Annotated in this window: 16 protein-coding genes and 3 pseudogenes; 10 read left to right on the top strand and 9 right to left on the bottom strand. The window is 69.2% G+C overall.

Annotation, left to right across the window (positions count from 1 at the left end; all coding sequences use genetic code 11):
- Positions 1–147: 147 nt before the first annotated feature.
- On the bottom strand, positions 148–327 hold the full coding sequence (locus AMK31_RS07340; protein ID WP_073939583.1) for a thiazolylpeptide-type bacteriocin: 180 nt from the start codon (positions 325–327) through the stop codon (positions 148–150).
- A gap of 60 nt (positions 328–387) precedes the next feature.
- A complete protein-coding gene (locus tag AMK31_RS07335) occupies positions 388–585 on the bottom strand; it encodes a thiazolylpeptide-type bacteriocin (RefSeq protein ID WP_073939582.1) in 198 nt (65 codons plus the stop codon).
- Between the two features lie 572 nt (positions 586–1,157).
- On the opposite strand from AMK31_RS07335, the gene AMK31_RS07325 reads away from it, so the two are divergent.
- From AMK31_RS07325 to AMK31_RS07315, 3 genes are all read left to right on the top strand, one after another.
- Positions 1,158–2,825, top strand: coding sequence for a serine/threonine protein kinase (locus AMK31_RS07325; protein WP_158074524.1), 1,668 nt, complete (start codon positions 1,158–1,160; stop codon positions 2,823–2,825).
- A 22-nt stretch (positions 2,826–2,847) separates the two neighbouring features.
- A complete protein-coding gene (locus AMK31_RS07320; RefSeq protein WP_143204215.1) occupies positions 2,848–4,146 on the top strand; it encodes a hypothetical protein in 1,299 nt (432 codons plus the stop codon).
- 71 nt (positions 4,147–4,217) lie between these two features.
- Entirely contained in the window at positions 4,218–5,237 is a 1,020-nt protein-coding gene (locus AMK31_RS07315; RefSeq protein WP_241842564.1) for a hypothetical protein, read from the top strand.
- Positions 5,238–5,273: 36 nt separating this feature from the next.
- Here AMK31_RS07315 and AMK31_RS07310 read toward each other — a convergent pair whose 3' ends face one another.
- Positions 5,274–5,849, bottom strand: a complete 576-nt coding sequence (locus tag AMK31_RS07310; RefSeq protein ID WP_241842563.1) for an antibiotic biosynthesis monooxygenase — start codon at positions 5,847–5,849, stop codon at positions 5,274–5,276.
- Positions 5,850–6,006: 157 nt separating this feature from the next.
- Between AMK31_RS07310 and AMK31_RS07305 the strand changes: the two genes are divergently transcribed.
- The gene (locus tag AMK31_RS07305) at positions 6,007–6,435 is read left to right on the top strand and encodes a hypothetical protein (RefSeq protein WP_073939577.1); all 429 of its coding nucleotides are present in this window, start codon (positions 6,007–6,009) and stop codon (positions 6,433–6,435) included.
- Between the two features lie 182 nt (positions 6,436–6,617).
- On the opposite strand, the pseudogene AMK31_RS39685 reads toward AMK31_RS07305, so the two are convergent.
- Together AMK31_RS39685 and AMK31_RS07295 are read right to left on the bottom strand one after the other, a co-directional pair.
- Positions 6,618–6,777, bottom strand: a pseudogene (locus tag AMK31_RS39685) (IS110 family transposase); the annotation flags it as partial.
- Between the two features lie 279 nt (positions 6,778–7,056).
- Positions 7,057–8,868: a hypothetical protein gene (locus AMK31_RS07295; RefSeq protein WP_241842604.1), complete on the bottom strand. Its 1,812-nt coding sequence runs from the start codon at positions 8,866–8,868 to the stop codon at positions 7,057–7,059.
- A gap of 779 nt (positions 8,869–9,647) precedes the next feature.
- Here AMK31_RS07295 and AMK31_RS07290 point away from each other — a divergent pair.
- Together AMK31_RS07290 and AMK31_RS07285 are read left to right on the top strand one after the other, a co-directional pair.
- Positions 9,648–9,998 (top strand): STAS domain-containing protein, encoded by a 351-nt coding sequence (locus tag AMK31_RS07290; RefSeq protein WP_073939575.1) that lies wholly within the window; start codon positions 9,648–9,650, stop codon positions 9,996–9,998.
- A gap of 10 nt (positions 9,999–10,008) precedes the next feature.
- Positions 10,009–10,812 (top strand): NAD(P)/FAD-dependent oxidoreductase, encoded by an 804-nt coding sequence (locus AMK31_RS07285; RefSeq protein ID WP_079186747.1) that lies wholly within the window; start codon positions 10,009–10,011, stop codon positions 10,810–10,812.
- 138 nt (positions 10,813–10,950) lie between these two features.
- Here the strand turns inward: AMK31_RS07285 and AMK31_RS07280 are convergent, their stop codons facing one another.
- Positions 10,951–11,358 (bottom strand): RidA family protein, encoded by a 408-nt coding sequence (locus AMK31_RS07280; protein ID WP_073939574.1) that lies wholly within the window; start codon positions 11,356–11,358, stop codon positions 10,951–10,953.
- Between the two features lie 142 nt (positions 11,359–11,500).
- Here AMK31_RS07280 and AMK31_RS07275 point away from each other — a divergent pair, with 142 nt between their 5' ends.
- Positions 11,501–11,881 carry a winged helix-turn-helix transcriptional regulator gene (locus AMK31_RS07275; protein ID WP_073939573.1) on the top strand — a complete coding sequence of 127 codons (381 nt, stop codon included), beginning with the start codon at positions 11,501–11,503 and terminating at the stop codon, positions 11,879–11,881.
- Between the two features lie 75 nt (positions 11,882–11,956).
- On the opposite strand, the pseudogene AMK31_RS41365 reads toward AMK31_RS07275, so the two are convergent.
- Together AMK31_RS41365 and AMK31_RS07265 are read right to left on the bottom strand one after the other, a co-directional pair.
- Positions 11,957–12,563 (bottom strand): annotated as a pseudogene (locus AMK31_RS41365) (IS630 family transposase); the annotation flags it as partial.
- Positions 12,564–12,961: 398 nt separating this feature from the next.
- The gene (locus AMK31_RS07265) at positions 12,962–13,603 is read right to left on the bottom strand and encodes a carbonic anhydrase (protein WP_073939571.1); all 642 of its coding nucleotides are present in this window, start codon (positions 13,601–13,603) and stop codon (positions 12,962–12,964) included.
- A 96-nt stretch (positions 13,604–13,699) separates the two neighbouring features.
- Between AMK31_RS07265 and AMK31_RS40930 the strand changes: the two genes are divergently transcribed.
- Both AMK31_RS40930 and AMK31_RS07255 read left to right on the top strand, forming a co-directional pair.
- Complete coding sequence (locus tag AMK31_RS40930; protein WP_079186746.1) at positions 13,700–14,263, top strand: protein kinase domain-containing protein; 564 nt, start codon at positions 13,700–13,702, stop codon at positions 14,261–14,263.
- A 389-nt stretch (positions 14,264–14,652) separates the two neighbouring features.
- Positions 14,653–15,110, top strand: a pseudogene (locus AMK31_RS07255) (ATP-binding protein); the annotation flags it as partial.
- Positions 15,111–15,609: 499 nt separating this feature from the next.
- Here AMK31_RS07255 and AMK31_RS07250 read toward each other — a convergent pair.
- Positions 15,610–16,794, bottom strand: coding sequence for a PP2C family protein-serine/threonine phosphatase (locus AMK31_RS07250; RefSeq protein WP_073940091.1), 1,185 nt, complete (start codon positions 16,792–16,794; stop codon positions 15,610–15,612).
- Between the two features lie 774 nt (positions 16,795–17,568).
- Between AMK31_RS07250 and AMK31_RS07245 the strand changes: the two genes are divergently transcribed.
- Complete coding sequence (locus AMK31_RS07245) at positions 17,569–18,039, top strand: SPW repeat protein (RefSeq protein ID WP_198948443.1); 471 nt, start codon at positions 17,569–17,571, stop codon at positions 18,037–18,039.
- Positions 18,040–18,308: the final 269 nt, after the last annotated feature.

Genomic DNA, 18,308 nt, shown 5'->3' with positions numbered 1-18,308 from the left:
CGTCCCTTCGTGCCCGTGGTTCCCGTGGTGCGGCACCATCGCGGGCCGGCCACCGGGGGGTGGACGGCCCGCGACGCACGTCGGCCGGTCAGGTGCTCCCGTGGCGTGTCACGGGTCGCACGGCCGACGGTTCGGTGTGACCGGGACCTACAGCGGTACGGGCAGCTGCGGCTGCGCGCACGAGGACGAGCTGCACGAGCAGGAACTGGCGCCGTTGGAGGCGCCGCCCTCGGGAAGCGCGACGGTGTCGCGCATCGAGGTCACGGTGAGGTCCCCGAGGTCGAGGTCCGCGAGGTCGAGGCCCGGGGTGGAGCTGGTGTCGGACATCGGCTTCTCCCTTCTGGCGTTGCGGTCCGGTATGTCGCGGTGGTGTGGGTGGGGTGCGGATCAGCCGGCGTCGACGACGCCGGTCTCCAGCTGGGGCTGGGGCTGGGCGCAGGACGACGAGCCCTGGCAGGAACACGATCCCCAGGACGCCCCGCCCTCGGGCAGCGCGGCGGTGTCGCGCATGGCCGTGACGGTGAGGTCGCTGAGGTCCAGGTCGAGGTCCTGGAGGTCCAGTGCGGTGCGCGCGAGGTCGGACATGGGAGCTCCTCCGTGCGAGAAAGCGAAACCGAAAGTGCGTGGAATGGGCCGTGCGAAACGGGTCCTTGCGGTCCGTCGGTAATGCTTTGCACGACGGAAAGGCGGCGCAAGCGCCGCCTTGACCCGTCTTTATCGATCGCTTTTTGCGGTCCGACTATATGACTGCGTCGGCCCGGAGATGAGCTTTCCGTCGTCTCCGACGCAGATTTGGCCGAGATGCGCCGCTGGCGCGTACCTTGCGGTGCGCTATTCGTTGTCGGACGAGTCTGCGGGATTCCATGAAGGGGAGGGGATCCCTCCGGAAAAGGCGGCGGTCAGCCCTCTTTCCAGGCGGCCGTCCACGGCGAGCATCGGGTGCGGTGCGCCCTATTCCGCTTTCTTGCTCCGGGCGCCGGATTCATTGGCTCCCACCGGCTCCGAACGTCCGCGGCCGAGGCCACCAGCGGGCTGACACCCCACTGGCCCGCTGTGATCGACAACCCGGACGCGGTCCCGCCACCCGGCTTCGCCCACTACGCTTTCCTCATCTGCGCGGCGCGCTTCCGCGGCTCGCGCAACCAGGGGGGGAGTGCATGACTGGCGGCGATCCGGATGTGCTCCGCGACCGGTACTGGTTGAACGAGTCGTGGGAAGAGCACGACGGCTTGACCTATTGGTCAGCGTTCGACGAGCAGGAGCGCGAAGAGGTCTTCATCCAGCAGTTGCGCCCGCGGGGCACACGGACGGCGCGAAAGCGCAGAGAACACGGCAAGGACGTCGTCGCGCTCCCGGGCGACCTCGCCAAACAGGTGCGTCCGGTCGCGGCCGAGGACCGCAGTCATCTGCTCGCCGTCCACGAACTCTTCGAAGAGGAGGGCTCGCTGTGGATCGTCATGGACCCTGTCCAGCCCTTCACGCTGCACCACCTGATGCGGCAGCGGGGGCACCTCGGAGCGGCCGAGGTGAGTCATCTCGGCGCCGAGGTGGCCTCGGCACTCCGGGAATTACATGAGGCGGGAGCCGTCCACGGCCAAGTGGAGCCCCGCAACATCTTCTTACGGGCCGATCGTACGGTTGCCCTCGCGGGCTATGGACTGGAGCCCGCTCCGAACGACGCCACAGGGCCGTGGGTACGGCCTTGGCGGCCGAAATCGCCGTACACGCCGCCGGAGTGGGCGAACCGGAAAGCCGACTGCCCACCGCCCCCCACCCGTTCGGGTGATCTGTGGGCCATGGGTATGACGCTGTACGAGGCAGTGTCCGGCCGCAGCCCCACCCGTGCCCTGATCCGCAAGGCCCACTGGACCAGGAAGCTGTACGACGCCCGACCGCCCAAGGTCGGTGGCGAGCTGGAACTCAGCCGGTTGCTGGAGCAGCTGCTGTCGCCGCGTCCGGGGGTGCGGACCTCGGTGGGGCCGTCCCTGGTCTCCCTGCGGCGGCTCGCCCAGCAGCACGAACCGTTGGCCGCCGGACACTGGGCGGTCGCCAACCGGCCGCGCCGCACCGTCATCCAGCGGCTGCGCGCGGTCTCGTTGCAGATATTCGCGACGATCACCAGCCGTGTCGTGGCGAGCTTCCTGACGGGCGCGGTCGTCACCGCGCTGGGACTGCACCTGGCGAACAAGGGGTCGACTCCGGACGCGCTGACCTTCGTCGCGTCGGCCGCGGTGTTCGGAGCGGCCTCCGGGTCGGTCGTCGTGGGGGCCCGCGTGACTCTGCACCTGTGGGCCTACCTGCGACTGAAAGTGAAGGCGGACCCCGAGCCGGCAGTGGTCCCGCCGGCTCCGCCGCCTTCCGAACCACGGCCGAGGCCCCGGCGGCGACACAGCCGGGGGACAGGGACCCGTGACGCCGTGGCCCGGCTGCCACCGTGCGAACCCAGTCTGACCATCCGGCAGACCCCGGTCGGAGTCGGTGTGCCGACGCCCATGGAGTTCACCCTCGACGTACCGGCCGGTCACCCGTGGCATCCGTCCACCACCCGTGACGCGAGGCCCGCCGACGAGCTCATGCTGGTGGTCTCGCCCCGCTCCACCGGGGCGACGGTCCGCCCGCAATGCGTGATCTACCGGCCGCAGACCCCCCGCGACCAGCCGGCCGCCTTCACCTTCACGGCTCACGAGCCCGGCCGTCACCAGTTGCGCATCACGGTCTACCACCGCGCCTACGGCGTGGTCCTCCAGGAACTCGACGCCACGGTGAACGCCGGGGCAGCACCCGCCCGACTCTCCCATGCCCGGCGCGGCAAACCGGAGCGCTGAACCGTTGAACTACAAGGTCGACATGACCGCAGCACAGGACCCCAGCCGCGGCTACCGGCTGCTCCCCGCACCGCCCGTCTGCGGTCCCAGGCAGCTGACCGTGACGATCCGCCGACCGCACGGCGCGGTCAACGCCACCATCATGATGTGGAGCGACGACTCCAGGATCCTCGCTCAACCCCGCACCCACTCCTACGAGGCCGAACTGAGCGCGAAGGTCGAGGACATCGCGGGGCTCGCCGCTCAGCTCCTGTCGCGATGGCAGGAGTTCGTCGAGTACCAGCCTGTCGGCCGTGAGCACCGGCCCCTGGAGGTGGCGCCCCACACCAACCTCACCGACCTGAGCCGGCGTCCGCGGGCCGAGCTGCTGGCCCAGGTCACGGACCTCGCCAGAGCCGGCGCACATCTGCTGAAGCAGCTGCTCGCCGGCAGCGACCCGGAGCTGGTCCGCCTGCGGAGACATCTGCTGGGAGTGCTGGAACGACAGGACCTGCGCATCCGCTTCGACTCCGACCTGGACATACCGTGGCCGATGCTGGCCTTGGACACCGGCCGCGCGCTGGCGGGAGGACGTCTGACCGCCGACCCGTTCAGCCTCTTCCTCGGCTGGCGGCACCAGATCGAGACGGCGAAGAAGTCCTACCTCACGGACTACTGGTACGTCTCCCAGCGGACCGAGCCCGTCAGCAGCCTCAACGCCGACGAGGACCTGATGTCCGTGGCCGGGGCGGCGGAGGTACAGGCACTGCTCGACGAGCGCACGGATCTGACGGAACGGTGGTATCGCAGCGAGCTGCTTGAGGACCTGGCCCTGCAGGACCTCGACGAAGACATCATGTACTTCTTCTGCCACGGGCAGTACACCGCGCAAGGCGACCGGACGTGGCTGAGTCTGTCGCTGTCGGACGCGCCCAAGTTCAACGCCACCATGCTCGACCAGTACCGCGCTCCGCACACCGAGGCCAACGCCGAGGACGCAGAGGTGATCTTCTTCCATCCCCTGGTCCTGTTGAACGTCTGTTTCGCCGGTGCACCCGCGACCGTCGGCTTCGCGGATCTCGCGGGCACCTTCATCAAGCACGGCGCGCTGGGCGTACTGGCCCCACAGATCGCCATGCCCCGGGTGGTGGGAGCCGAGTTCGCCCTCCGGTTCCTGACCCGCTACATCTGCGGGGGCAAGACCGCGGGCGCGGCGCTCCTGAAGACCGTGCGCTGGTTCACCAAGAATCACCGCAACCCCCTGCCGCTGGCGTACAGCCTGTTCTGCGGGCTCGACAGCCGTCTCGCTCCCGTCGCCCGCAAAGGTGCCGATGCCCGGTGAAAGGACACCAGCGGTGGCGAGCCCGACGCCCGGCGTCCCAGCGCTTCGCAGGGCCACCAGGCTCCCTGGCGGTGGTCCAGTTGGACGCGGACGGCTGGTTGTTGAATCCGTCGGGCGAACCCGTACGCGCGGACCGGCTGAGCCGGCACCTCGCGGACCGGCTGACTCCGCCGCCCTGGGCGACCGACATCATCGTGTACGTGCACGGCTGGCGGACCAGCGGTACGGCAGCGATCAGCAGCGCGCTCCGGCTCATGGGCCTGATGGAGCGGCAGAGGGCCGGCCGGGCCCCGCTCTATCCGAGGCTCGACCGGCGGTACGCGCCGTGGGTCGTCGTAGTGTGCTGGCCCTCTTCCTCCCGCCTCTCCTTCGCCGGATACGAGACGATCCGGGAGCAGGCACACGCCATGGGCGCCCGGGGCAAGGGATACGCCCCGCATGTCATCGGCCATCTGCTGGGCTACCTCCACTCCGAACGCGGAGACCCCACGGCGGACACCCTGCGCACCCGCAACGGCCAGTACCTGCACCTGGTCGGGCACTCCTTCGGAGGCCGTCTCCTGTGCGAGGCGGTGACCTGGGCCGCTGAGGCGGGCAGGGGAGGCACCCTCGGCTGGCGCGTCCCCACCCACCCGTCCCGCCCGTTCACCGTCGACTCCCTGACGGTCTTCCAGATGGCGGCACCCGTCACCGCCTTCGACTCCCTGTTCAAGTACCTGCGGCCGGGCCCACGCGGACACATGCCACCGGTCGGAGGTCCCCTGGTCTTCACCTACTCGCGCTACGACAGAGCGGCCGGCCTGTGGCACCTGATCGGGGAGAAGGCACCGGGGATCGGCCATTCCGGCATGCGCCTGTCCGCCGCGGCGGACACACTCGCGCCCAATGACGTGTGGCGCACCGCACTGCTCCGGGCGGACACCCCGTACCCACGTACATCGCTGGACCACGTCTTCGTCAACATCGACGCGAGCTGGCGTTACCGGCACAACCGGCTGAACCGCTCCGGCGCGCACTCGGACATCTACCACCCGGAGTCCGCACACCTGCTGCTGAGCCTGGCGGATCATTCACGCCCCGATGAGGCGTGACGTGCGATGTGCCGGTGACGGCATGAGCCGCCGGCACTACGAGGTGAGCCAGCCGCGCAGGAGTCTGCTCACGGCCGGCATCGAGACGTACGTCATGAGGACGTTGAAGACGCAGGCCACGACCGCGCTGCTGAGCAGGACGGGGAGTGCGGTGAGGTGAGGCGTGAGGAAGAGGCCGCCGAGGACGGAGATGGGGTAGATCGCCAGGGTCGCGCTGATCGCCATCTTCCACCGGGGCGGTGCGGGCCGGGTGGAGCCCGGCTTGGCGAACCAGGTCTCCATGCCGGTCAGTGTCCGTCGGGCGATCTCGGTGTGATGATGTCCGTCGCAGTCGGCGAACCATGCCGCGCGCTCGGGCGACTCCTGCCAGGTCCGGCAGGCCTCCGTGTCCCGGAAACGGTGGACGAGGAACCAGGGCGCGTCGCCGCCGGAGGAGCGGAAGAGCCCGTACCCGAGGTGGCCGGGAAACGTTGCCGCGGTTTCGAGGATGCCCTTCGCCCACCGCTCGAAGGCGGCTTCGTGGCCGGGCTCCACCCGACGGGCTATCAGGAGCGTCACCTCGCCGTTGTCGGCGGGGACGGTGGCGTGCTCAAGGCTGACCGCGGTCAACACAGACTCCTCATGATCTCACCGCGCCCGTGCACACTGTACGCGTCGCTCGCCGCGGGAGACCGCGTGCGGTCGATCACGTCCGCGCGCGAGCGGGGGGCCTGATGTCCTTGGTCAAGTTGGCCGGGTGTGGGGCCGGGGCGTCTGGAACGATGTGTCCGTGCATGCTGATGATCAGGTTGCTGAGGGTGTCCCCGGCGAGCTCGCGGTGTTCCTGCGGGAGGCGGTCGACGGCCGCCCGGTGAAGATCGCTCCTTCCGTCTGCGAGCGGTGCGGCGGTCGGGTGTTCTTCGTGCTTGCCAACGCGTCCGGCGCGGAACGAAGGTGCTCGGGCTGCGGCAGCCGTGCGTTCGCGGACAGCGAGGAGTACCGGAACGAGGAGTCCTGGGAGGACGACGAGCCTGGTGCGGCCGGCTGCCCGTGCGGGAGCGAGGAGTTCGAGGCCGCGGTCGCGTTCTCGCTCGGCCGCGGCGGATCCGTCCGCTGGGTGACCGTGGGCCTGCGGTGCGTCAAGGATGGGTTCTGCGGGGTCTGTGCCGACTGGAAGATCGACTACGAACCGACGGATCATCTCCTGACCATGGTCTAGGCTCTGTCGTTTGGAGCAGCCCGGCTGTGAGGGACGGTGCGTCCTGGCCGAGTCGAGCGGGGTCTGGTGCGTGCAGCTGCAAGGCGGAGGAGGGAGTCGACGCGGCGCGTCGGCGACTGACGACAACGCGGCAGATGGGCGTGCCAGACCCCGCGACGCCGGGATGATCCAAACGACAGGGCCTAGGTCTGCGGAGTGACAGCCCGAACGGGCTGCGGTTCGTGGAAGGTTCCGTCGCGGAGCATCGCGAAGAGGACGTCGGCCCGGCGTCTGGCGCCAGAGCAGAGCCTGGGTGTGGTGCTTTCCCTGGGCGATCTCCCTGTCGTAGTAGGCCCGCGATGCCCTCCCGATGGCTTGGCGACATACAGGCAAACGGGGACGATCCGCAGCCCGGAGGCACGGACGTTGATGAGGGCCCTGCCTGTCGAAGACCGAGGCGAGGCCCTGTTCCGTCAGGCGACGCTGCGCTGCGCTGCGCTGCGCTGCGATGCGATGCGATGCGATGCGCTCGCGCCGTCGTACGGCAGCGGCTGGATGTAGTCGGCGGTAGGGCGGCCGAATCCTGGTGGGCCACCTCCGTGCATGGCCAGCCGGCGGATAACGCCGGGGCCGCGGAGACCGTCAGGGGTGGTTGGCGGGGTCGGCGAGCCAGTCCTGGAGTTCGCGGTGGCGGAACTGGTAGGCGATGCCGGCGCGCCTTACCAGGCCAGCATCGGTGGCCCATCGGAGGAATCGGTCCAGGCGCCAGGGCAGTGCCTGGGGGCCGCGGCGCGTGCACAGCAGCAGGGCGACATAGCGAGCGCCCGCATCTCCGAGGGTGACCGCCCCGACTGTGAGCCCGATCGCGAATCCAAGCACTGTTCTGTGCCCCCACTGCAGCCCGAACGACAGACCGGTCACTGCCCCGAACACCAGCCCAAGCAGAACCGCCGGGACGATGTCGGCACGCACGAGCGCACGGGGATCCCTATCGCTGAACATGACAGCGAGCACGGCCTCGAACGCCCCGAGCGAGCTGAACGGGGCGAGTGTCGATCCAGGCTGTCGAGAGGTCCGCCACGCGGGGGCCAGCGCCGCGGGGACGAACCAAGGGGTCTCTCGCCATTCTCGCAGCAACCTGCTGTCAGCCAACCAGAAGGCCACAGCGACGATGACGGCGGCAGTGAGGGCCGCGTCGAAGGTGTTGCTGCCGGCGAGCTCGGCGCCAAGGGTCCACAAGAACAGGGTCGTGGTCGTAAGGAACAGTGCCGCAAGGAAGGCGAAGTAAGTGATACGGGGGCGGCGGCTGCCTGCCAAAGGCCACAGTTCGTGCAGGACCAGATCCATGCTGGACAGCGTCCGGCTGGCCACCGTGCGCCCGGTGACGGCATTGGTGTTCAGATACGCAGCCAGCACTCCCAGCCAGGCCCGGACCTGGGCGGGAGCGTAGACGCCACCACGTGGGGTGCGGTGCCGGGCGGTGGCGTCCTGGAGGTAAAGCCCGAGCAGATGGTCGCGGACCGCGCGGTCGGTGGCCAGTGACGGATCGAGCAGAGCCTGCGGCGAGTGCAGGTACGCGCCCGTGTAATGGCGCTGCTCGTAGACGGTAACGGCCACGGTCAGCCGCCATGGGGTGGTCAGAGCCTGTGCCAGCGGCGAGGACGGGGCCTGGTCGAGGACGTCCAGAACTTCCAGCCAGCGTGGCGTGTTGCCCACCCGTCCCTGGATGAACACGCCGGCCTGGGTTGGGGTGACCTGGCCGATTTCCACCCGCGCGGCGTCCTGGGCCCATACGTCCAAGGCTTCCAGCGCCTGATACTCCCCGCTGCGGCAGGTCAGCACCAGGCCTGCCTTCGCCCGGCCATGCTGGAAGACATTGAGCACGTCCAGCGCCTGCCGGGCCCGCGAGCCGTATCCCGGCATGTCCCCAGCATCCATTTCGTCCAGCCCGTCCAGCACCGGGAGGATGAGCCCCGCGTCCATCAGCGCCGCGGCGGCAGCCGGACGCATCCGGTAGGTGCGCACCAGATGCCGGCACACCCAAGCCCGAACCACCTGCACCGCTTCGTCCGGGCCAAGCGCGGCCTCCCCACCTGTGCTCGTCCCGGTACCGGGGTCGAGAACAGGCAGTGTGTCCCAGGAAGCGAGTGGCATTCGCACCGGGACCGGGTCCTCCGGCTGGCGCTCCTCCAGCAGTGCCAGGAGGAGTTCGAGGGCGAGCACAGTCTTACCGGACCCTGGCGCCCCGGTGATCACCAACCGCCCTGGCCGCAGCCGACGGTAGTAACTCACCACTTCGCTCAATCGCCCCTCCACGGCGGCACCGGCGGCGTTGCGGGCCGCACCCGGGCGGAAGACGAACGGCACGTCGATCACTAGGCCGTCCCCGCCGAGCAACTGCACCCGCGCGCCGGTCTCCGCTCGCAGCACCGCCCGTGCCAATTGGCTGGCCATCGCCACCGCGTCGCTCTCCTGGTGGCGCAGTCCCCGAAAGGACATCCACCCTGACCAGACCGCTACCGCGAGTCCCGCCAAGGCGATTACCGCGCTTAGTGGGTCGACATCACCCCGTTCAAGACCCGGCGCACCCCACGCTGCGACGACCCCGATGATCGCTACGCACACGAACGCCCAGAACCACGCGGCCGCCCTACGCATGTCCATGACCAAATCATGTCAACCATGACTCGCCTGCGCTATGAAGCGGCCCCGGCAGCAGCTGCTGACTCCAGCGGAACGGGCTCCTCGCCCTCCGCTGTCGGCTGTGAGGCAGGAGAGGATGCTAGCTACCGGCCTCTGGGAACCCAGCCGCGAGTGCCCGCCTGCGCGGGATACGGCGAGAGCACCGCGGCTGCCTGCTGCGCTGCTCGCCGCCGGGGCGCGACCCCAACCCCGATATCACTGTGCCCAGATGAGCATCGAGGAGAGGTCTTGCCGTACTAACGGCTCTCGACCGTCGCGCCTTCGGGGCGATCGTCCACGCGGCGCCCCGTACGGGTGGCGCGGGCCTCACAGAACGTCCCCCATACGGGGAGTCGCGGGTTCGGGCGGGAGTATGCGACGGTGGGCAGACAACGAGACCGGCCGACACTCCCGCCCGGGGTGCCGGTCTTTCGGGAGCCGGGCGTTGCCCCCATCCCGGGCACCCGGCACCCGCCATCGTCGTAGCCTCCCTCCTCGGGGGTGCTTCGCCTTTGGGCTCACCAACCCCTGCGGAACGGGGCGCGCCCAGCATGCACATCACCACCACCATCGACGGCAGGTCCGCCCGCATCACCCCGTGCGGAGACCTCGACTTCGACGCCCTGCCCCCGCTGCGCGCCGCGGCGGAGGCGCTGCCGGCCGAGGTGAGTGACCTGCTGTGGGACCTGAACCACACGCCCTTCATGGACGTCGCCGGCCTCCACCTCCTGTTCACCCCCACCAGACTTGACGGCCCGGACCGCCGGACGACCGTTACGGGACTGCGTCCCCAGCCGCTGCGGCTGCTGCTCATGGCCGCCGACATGAACCCCGCCACTTTCGACCTCACCCGCCTGCTCCCCGACACGCCACCGACCGACTTCCAGCAGGCGGACCCTTAATGGCGTCACGCTGGTCAATCCCCGCCCGACGTTCATCGAGCGCATCCGGCTGCACCAGTGGGTGGCCCGTACCGGCGACGCTACGATCGACTACGGCACCCTGCTCGGTGACGGCATCGAGCTGGTCGTTGACAGCGCCACGCTCATCGACACCGCCGCACGCCGCGTGCGGCTGGCGTCGGCCAGCGCCCTGGACTACGACTACGTCGTCCACGCGGTCGGCAGCATCGGGACAACACCGCCATCCGTGCCCGTCGCGGCCGAATTCGCCGTATCCCTTGCCGAATGCGAGGACGCGGAGCGGCTGCGTGCCAGGCTGGAGGAGTTGCCCCGCGACGCTCCAGTCACCGTGGTCGGCGGCGGGCTGACCGGCATCGAGACGGCCGCCGAACTGGCCGAGCGGGGACGCGCGGTCACGCTGGTGTGCGGCCGCACCCTGGCACCTACGTTCAGCGCGGCCGGTCGCCGCTACATCGCCACCTGGCTGCCCCGGCACCGTGTCGCCGTACTCGAGGGAATCTCGGTGAGCGAGGTGCGGCAGGACGCGGTCGTCCTCGACGATGCTTCCGCCGATGGCCCTGCCGACGGTGCGGTGCGTCCGAGCGCGCTGACCATCTGGGCCGCAGGATTCGGCGTACCCGATCTGGCGGTGGAGAGCGGGCTGCGCACCGACCCGCTCGGCCGTCTGCTCACCGACGAGACACTGACCAGCGTCGACGATGACCGGGGCGTCGCGGACGCCATCGGCAGTGACCTGGACGTTCACCAGTGGAAGGCTGAGTTACCTCGGGTTCACGCGTCCGCGAGCGACTAGCCCCAACAGCACGCGGTACTCCGCACGGAGATCGCCCACACGGTCACTCAGGCAGCCAGCCGTGACTGGGAAGGTCACGCTTGCGACTGAGCCAGTTGGCCACTTCGGCGCTCAGTGAGGGCATGCCGTCTCTTCAGTTCAGTCGAGGACCGCGGTGGCTTCGATCTCGACCAGGTGGTCGGGGACGTCCAATGCCGCAACACCTATCAGCGTGGCCGGCGGGGCCGGCGTGATCCCCAGCTTCGCGGCTGCCCTGGAGATTCCTTCCAGGAGCGGCGGCATCTTGTCAGGGGTCCAGTCGACAACGTAGAAGGTCAGCTTCGCCACGTCGTCGAAGGAGCCACCGACCTCCGTCAGGGCCGTGCCGACGTTGAGATAGCTCTGCTCGACCTGGGCGGCAAGGTCGCCTTCGCCGATCGTGATGCCATCGGCGTCCCAGGCGACCTGCCCGGCGATGAAGACCAGTCTCGACCCGGATGCGATCGACACCTGTCGGTAGACATCGATCTTGGGCAATCCGCTGGGGTTCACAAAGGTGATGGCCATTGTGCTTGTCTCCTCGTCTGAGCGTCCGCGGGTTCGGGTCCGCCCCGACCAGGACACTCTGGGTCTCTTGTGGTTACTCAGGAACCATAGGAGAGTGGTCGCTGACGTGGAAGAACGCACTTTTCAGTGACTGGAGAACCTGATGGTGACCAAGCAGCTCACAGGCTCGCCCGAGGACGCAGACCTGGCGCGTGCGGACTCTCTGGCGCGGGAGATCTTCTCGGACGTCGCCAACAAGTGGGCGTTTCTGATCGTCGAGGGTCTAGGTGACCGCACCTTGCGCTTCACCGAGCTGCGGAACGAGATCGAGGGAATCAGCCACAAGATGCTCACCCAGAACCTGCGCATGCTGGAACGCAACGGCCTGGTCGATCGGACCGTGCATGCCACGATCCCGCCGCGGGTCGAATACACCCTCACAGAGCCGGGTCAGGCTCTGCGAGCGACGGTCGACGGGATGTGCGACTGGACCCGCCGGTACTTCGATCACATCGAGGCTGCCCGTCGTCGCTTCGACGCCTGACTTTCGCGGCCAAGGCCAACCAGTGTGCTCGGCCAGACCTGGCCGTCTGGTCATGCGGCCTTGGCGAGGGGACGTCCGCCGCAGCGGGCCGAAGTGCGCCTCGATCGGTTGGCACAGGACGCATAGGTCGGGTGAAGCACAGCTCGGCCTTGTTCTTCTTCGCCCAGCGGCGGATGTCCGCGCCGGTACGAGCGGAGAGTTGGCGGTGCCTTTGCGGCGGCGGTTGACGCCCCACAGACGGTCGTCGCCGACGGAGTAGCAGCCATGGAAGTAGGGTGGGCCGAATCCGTGGAACGCGAATACCCGGTCCCGGAAGTACTCCAGCACGTGCTCGATCCGGTCGAGCTTGACGTCGCGCTCTGGGTCGGGGGACTCCTTCCAGGTCTTGGTCCGCTGGAAGGTGATGCCATGGCGTAGGAGCAGGCACCGTATGGTTTCCCGGCCGATGCGGATGACGTGTCCGTGCACCTGGCGCGGGCAGGCGGCGAGTTTGCGGATCGACCAGCGGGTGAAGGGCTGCCCGAGCTTGGTGGGGCGGGTGGTGGCACACCATCATGGCCCGGCGATAGCGCACCGCACTCGTGCTGCCCCGGCGCATGATCCGCTGTAACTGCTGGCCAGCCTGGTCGGTCAGCCTCCGGGCCCTGACGGGCTCTGCCCTTCCCGCCTCCCCGCTGCACATTTGGACGTACCCGGACATCCAAGCGCGCCACGCGGCAGGAAGCGAACAAGCAACCTGCCGGAGGACACGACCGCGAGATCAGCGGCCCATGCCCGGCCAGGCCCCGGGCTGGGTTGGTTGAGCTGGCAACCAAATGGCGCGACGAGCGGGAGTGGCCAGCTTCAACCAAGGAGCGCCAACACTGCCCCTGACGCCGGTGCACAATCAGGGGACCATGACACGCGAGCGTCGTGTCACCTCCGCCAACGTCACCACGACGGGCAGGACGCGCCGCCGTCAACCGCGAGCGCGTCCCGCTGTCGTGGGAGGTAGTCCGTCACCGCCGGAACCTCCGGCAGCCGCCCCGCCATTGCGCCTCCGACCGGGCAAATCACGCCGGGGCACCACGGCTGAGGCGGTCAGGATGCGGTGGGCACTGCCGCATCGAGGCCGCGGGCGGCGACGAGCTGTGCACTGCCGTCGGCCAGCCGGTAGGACAGCCCCACTACGCCGAGACGGCCGGCGGCCACCCGCTCGGCCAGGGCGCGGGAGCGTTCCAGCAGCAGGTCCACGGTGTGCTCGATGTGCTCGGCCAGGATCTCTTCGGCCGTCCCGCGTCCTGCGGCGCGGGCTGCCAGCACGCTCGGGGTCACCCGTTCGACAACGTCCCGGACGAAGCCACCGGGCACCGTGCCACCGTCGGCGGCAGCACAGGCGGCTGCGATGGCCCCGCACGAGTCGTGGCCGAGCACGACGACGAGCGGGGCGTCGAGCACGCTCACCCCGTACTCGATGGAACCGAGGGCTTCTGCACCGGCGACATGCCCCGCGGTGCGCACCACGAACAGGTCGCCCAGGCCGCGGTCGAAGATGATCTCGGCGGCGAGCCGGGAGTCGGAGCACCCGAACAGGACGGCGAACGGTTGCTGGGACGGTGCGATCTCGGTGCGGCGGGTGGCGTCCTGGTTGGGGTGCTCGGGGGTGCCTGAGACGAAGCGCCGGTTACCGGCCAGCAGCAGTTCGAGGGCGTCGTGGGGCGTTGGGGGCTGGGTCTCGTTCATAGCCCGCAGCCTACGATCCGGTGCAAAGCGTCGCTGCTACGGGTTCCGCTCGGAGTGTCCGGGGCGAGTTCGGCCAGGTCGCGTAGACGACGAGGTATGGCGTGTGATGAGGGCCGCGGGTGGGCTGAGACCACCATCGCCGGGTTGCAGGTCCGCGCGGACGGTCCGCTGGGATGCGTCTTTGGGGATGGGAGGGCGTCGTCCAACATCATCGTCCGCTCCAGCGGCGAGGTCACAGTCGTCGACCTCGGCATCACCAGGAGCAGCGACGCCCGGCACGACATCACCACCACCGGCGTCCTGATCGGGACCCCCGCCAACATGGCCCCCGAGGCCCTGTGCGGCACATTCGACTGCCGCACCGACATGTACTCCCTGGGCTGCGTGCTCTACGAAATGGTCACCGGGCAACGGACCTCCACCGGCACCTCCTGGTACTTGGTCAACCAGCGCCTCAACCAACAGCCGGCACCGCTGTGCGCCCTGCGCCCGGACGCCCCTGCGGAGCTGGAGCGGTTAGCCGGCTGGCTCATGTCCGAGGATCCCGCCCAGCGGGCAAGGCACGGCGGCCGGCCCCCAGTCATCACCGACGACATGCTCCACACCGTCCTGCGCCGCCGCGCGAACGGCGAGACGGTCAGCAGATCCGGCCCGAGCTGATCATTCCGACAGGCAAGCGCAAGGGACAGAACGCGAGCCCAGCCTGTCCAGCGTCTACCGGGCACTCGTCGAGCACGAGAAGCGGCAGGCGTATGCGGAGGCCGTCGAACAGCGCACGCCGACTTCGCCCCCTCCAGACTGTGGGGAGCGTTCCAGGCCAGATGGCGGGGAGCGTGAACGCGTGATCTACGGCGCTCAATGTACGAAAGGAACCTCCTTCTCGGGGCTCTGCCCGGCCAGGACGGCCCCTTCGGCAGGGCGGCCCGCCCGGGGCGAGGGACGACGGCTCCGACACCACCCCTGCCCGCCCTGCCCCCGCCTGATGTGAGGGTTCGGGGGTGAACGGGCCGAAGCACATTCAGGCACGGGGCGGGGACAGGGCGAACCGGATGGAGCAGACAGCAGGCGGCGACGACGGGCAATCGCTGCTGGGGGACGTCATCTCGGTGTCCGGCGCGTTCGATGGCAGCGAGGAGGTCGCCTTCGCCGCGACCTGGTCCCGCAGCTTCCTGACCGATGCGCAGGCTGTGCCCGGGCTGCCGGTGTCCGGACGCGCGACGGACATGGTGCAGCTCGTGGTCAGCGAGCTGGTCACCAACGCTCGCAAAGTACGCACCCGGCCCCTGCCTGCTCACCCTGGAGATCAACGGCGGCGCCACCGAGGTGACCGTCTGGGGCAGCAACCCCACCCCGCCCGCGACCCTCGCGCCCGACCCGCATCGGTCAGCACGGCCTGGAGATCGTCGTAGCCGTCGGCCAGAGCTTCGCCATCCAACGCGAACCGGTGGGCAGGCGGATCACCACGGCGATCGTGCTGGCCGACAACCCCGGCGGGGACGCTGGGCGGCCGTCAGCTCTGACCGGACGAGACTGGGTAGGCGGTCACCCACCGGCCGCCGGCCCCTCCGCCGGCACCACGATGCCGTTCCCGTCCGGCGCCTCCTCCACCGCGTGCCCGCACTGGACCGGCAGGCCCGCCACCGCCGCCTGCACCACCACCCGCGTCCCATTCCTGCACGCCCCACGCTGATCTGCCGCCAGCGCGGTGAATCCGCGCGACGTCGTCTCGACACGGCTGTGCGCAAGGTTAGGTGGGGAAGTCGTCCAAGGCCCGCGCGCTGCACGACGCGCCGCGGGCCCGGCATGACGCGCGCGGACAGTGGCGGCTCCACCGGCCTGAGATTGCGAGCCCGGTGCGGCTTCCGGGGAGGGGTAGCTGTCGAGGACTTGGTCGACGCCGGACAGGTCCATCAGCACCGTGTGAGCATCGCGGTCGATCAGCGGTTGCAGTGCGTCAGCGAGACGGGTCGGTGCTCACGTGATCATCCTGCCTGAGCTGGTGTGACTCATGGGGTCAGCTCGTCCTGGTGGCCGCCACGCCACTCGGTGAGCAGGACGGTGGCGTCGTCGGCGAGGCGCCCGTCGTTGTGTTCCATGACGGCCGCCATGAGCCGGCGCAGGGTTTCGTGCAGGGTGTGCCGACCCGCGTGGTGGCGGCGGATGAAGCCGACGAACCGGTCCCGGCCGAACTCGTCACCGTGGGCGTCACGGGCCTCGATGATCCCGTCGGTGTAGAACAACAGGCGGTCGCCGGGTTGTAGCTGCTCGGTGCACTCGGTCACCGGCAGGCCCAGATCGGCCCCCATGGGTCCGGCCGGCGGGCAGGCCAGCTCAATTGTCCAGCGGTTGTCGCGGATGAGGATGGGCAGGGGATGGCCGCGGTTGATCCAGGTCAGCCGCCCGCTTGCCATGTCGAGGGCGGCCAGGATGCCGGTGACGTAGCGGCTCGTGCTGAACTGCTGGAGCAGTGCCTGTTCCACCTGCTCGCTGGTCTCTGCCAGGGACGCGCCCTGGCGGCGGGCATTGCGGCAGGCGGCTACGGCGACGTTCGCCGTGATACCGGCGGTCGTGTCGTGGCCCATGGCGTCAAAGACGCTCAGATGCAGCGTGGTGCCGGCGACGGCGTAGTCGAAGGCGTCGCCGCCCATCTGGTAGGCGGGCTCCATCACCGCGCCGACCGTGACCCCGCGTCCGGCATAGGCGGGAGGCGGGGTGAGGTTCCACTGCATCTCGGCGGCGACGTTCATCGCCTCAGTGCGTACCAGCTGGGCGTAGGAGTCGCTGAAGGAGCGCTTGCTGAGCAGCAGCAGTGCCGTCATCGACGCCAGATCGCGCAAGATGTCACGGGTCGGCGCGTCGTCGGTGACGCTGTCGGCCCGCACCACGCCCAGACGCTCCACACCATCGGTGACGGCCACCCACCACCGCCGCCGCCCGCCCGGCACACCGCCCGACGCCGGCTCGGCGAGCAGATCCACACGCTGGTATGCCTGGCCGGCCAAACTGCCCTGGACGGTGAATTCCTGTCCTCCGTCCGCGGCGTCGCCTCCCTTGCCGGTGAGCCGACGCAGCACCGTCTCACGGATGTCGACGACGAAGACAGCCACGTCGTGCAGCCCGGCTTCGGCAGCGTGCTCGGCGACCAGGTCCGGAAGCTGCTCCAGCGTGACTGTATGGCTGGCCTGGACCATCCGTACCAGTGCCAGAGCGGCCGCGGCCCGGTCAACCACAGCCGGTCCCGTCACTTCGCCGGCAGGATCCGATCGAAGCGATGGCGATGTGCCCTCGGCTACGACGTCGCATTGCCGACTCCTTCCCGGTCCTCGTGCTAGCAGTGGTCATTTACCGGGACGGCGCTGACCGTCGCTGCTGTTCGGGCCACCGATGCGACAGGGCCGAAGCACTGGCCTTGAAATGCCCGATCAGCTCTCGTCAGAGCCGAAGGGCGGGTCATCGGTATGGTCCGGACCGCTCTCTCCCAGGCTGGGACAGTTGGCGCCCGGCCACAGCTGCCCCTTCCAGCGTGCCCTACGCGAGTTGTCCGGGCAGCGCACCGGACCGAACTGTTCACTCGCCTGATGCTCGCCCGTCTGATGCACACCCGTGCCACACAGCCGCCCGGCGCCGCGCCGGGCGAAGAGGGACAGGGCGAGGGCGGGTGTGAGCCGCAGGACATGGGCGGCGAACGCCGACCATCCTGGTGTCTCTGACGAATGCGAGCTGAGGCCGACCCGCCACCACTTCGGTACTCGAGCGATGACCGCCCTGTGTCCGTCACCGCAGCTTCTGCGCCACCCCGGCCGCCAGGCACGTGAGGGCGCTCCGCGCCTTGCCCCGTAGCGGGACGCCGAACTGGGCCGGATCATGGGCGTGCCGAACCGGGCGATCTCTCTTCACGCTGGTTTAGCTTCGCCCACTGGGTACCCGATGGGAGAAATGCCCCCTTCTGCACCAAGGTGACAGCAATGACCACTTCTCACGGGCCGTCCATAGAGACCCACCCCGACATCGTCGACATGCGCCAACGGCACGAAATCGCGGAACGCGCCACGAGCACCCCGCAAGGCCAGGCCGTCGGCATGCTGGCCTTCCTCACCGGTATCTACCTGGCAGCGTCCCCGTGGATCACTGGGTTCAACGGCCTGTCCACCCTCGCCGTCAACAACCTCCTCGTGGGCCTCGCTTACGCCCTGCTCATGAGCGGGGGCTTCGGCCGAGCCTACGAACGCACTCACAGCATGGCCTGGGGAGCCTGCCTCCTGGGTGCATGGACGATCATCGCGCCCTGGGTGGTGGCAGGCGACGTCAGCACCACCAAGACCATCACCAACAACGTCATCACCGGCGCCATCGCACTCCTGCTCGCACTGGCTGCCAGCGCCGCGGCCCGAGCTGCCGAATCAGCAAAGATGCGACGCGAAACAGCGACGCCGTAGACATCGGGCCGCTGACCTCTGAGCCCACAAAGTCCCCGCGCTGTGCGTGAACGCCCGCCACCGGGACGCCAGCCACACATCGCGGCGCGCAGGGCGGATCGGCGGGCCGGGACGTACGGTCAGGCGGTAGGCCGACCCACCGCGCCACCTTGATCCGGCGTACGTCACGCTTTCACCGCTGCGCGCCAGCCTCAGCCGTCCGAGGTGAAGAAGGCCTAGGTAGCGTCTTGTCGATCACGTCTCGAGCCAGATGAGTGTGCTGGCCAGGG

Origin of the sequence: Streptomyces sp. TSRI0107 (assembly GCF_001905845.1) — a bacterium.
Classification (GTDB): domain Bacteria; phylum Actinomycetota; class Actinomycetes; order Streptomycetales; family Streptomycetaceae; genus Streptomyces.
This window is presented reverse-complemented; position numbering and strand designations above follow the sequence as displayed.

Bases quoted from the DNA above. Each gene is read 5' to 3' on its own strand.
- AMK31_RS07275 (WP_073939573.1), top strand. From the start codon at position 11,501: ATGGTGACCAAGCAGCTCACAGGCTCGCCCGAGGACGCAGACCTGGCG.
- AMK31_RS07250 (WP_073940091.1), bottom strand. From the start codon at position 16,794: ATGGTCCAGGCCAGCCATACAGTCACGCTGGAGCAGCTTCCGGACCTG.
- AMK31_RS07290 (WP_073939575.1), top strand. From the start codon at position 9,648: ATGCACATCACCACCACCATCGACGGCAGGTCCGCCCGCATCACCCCG.
- AMK31_RS07295 (WP_241842604.1), bottom strand. From the start codon at position 8,868: ATGGCCAGCCAATTGGCACGGGCGGTGCTGCGAGCGGAGACCGGCGCG.
- AMK31_RS07265 (WP_073939571.1), bottom strand. From the start codon at position 13,603: ATGAACGAGACCCAGCCCCCAACGCCCCACGACGCCCTCGAACTGCTG.
- AMK31_RS07340 (WP_073939583.1), bottom strand. From the start codon at position 327: ATGTCCGACACCAGCTCCACCCCGGGCCTCGACCTCGCGGACCTCGAC.
- AMK31_RS07335 (WP_073939582.1), bottom strand. From the start codon at position 585: ATGTCCGACCTCGCGCGCACCGCACTGGACCTCCAGGACCTCGACCTG.
- AMK31_RS07320 (WP_143204215.1), top strand. From the start codon at position 2,848: ATGACCGCAGCACAGGACCCCAGCCGCGGCTACCGGCTGCTCCCCGCA.
- AMK31_RS07245 (WP_198948443.1), top strand. From the start codon at position 17,569: ATGACCACTTCTCACGGGCCGTCCATAGAGACCCACCCCGACATCGTC.
- AMK31_RS07325 (WP_158074524.1), top strand. From the start codon at position 1,158: ATGACTGGCGGCGATCCGGATGTGCTCCGCGACCGGTACTGGTTGAAC.
- AMK31_RS07280 (WP_073939574.1), bottom strand. From the start codon at position 11,358: ATGGCCATCACCTTTGTGAACCCCAGCGGATTGCCCAAGATCGATGTC.
- AMK31_RS40930 (WP_079186746.1), top strand. From the start codon at position 13,700: ATGGCGTGTGATGAGGGCCGCGGGTGGGCTGAGACCACCATCGCCGGG.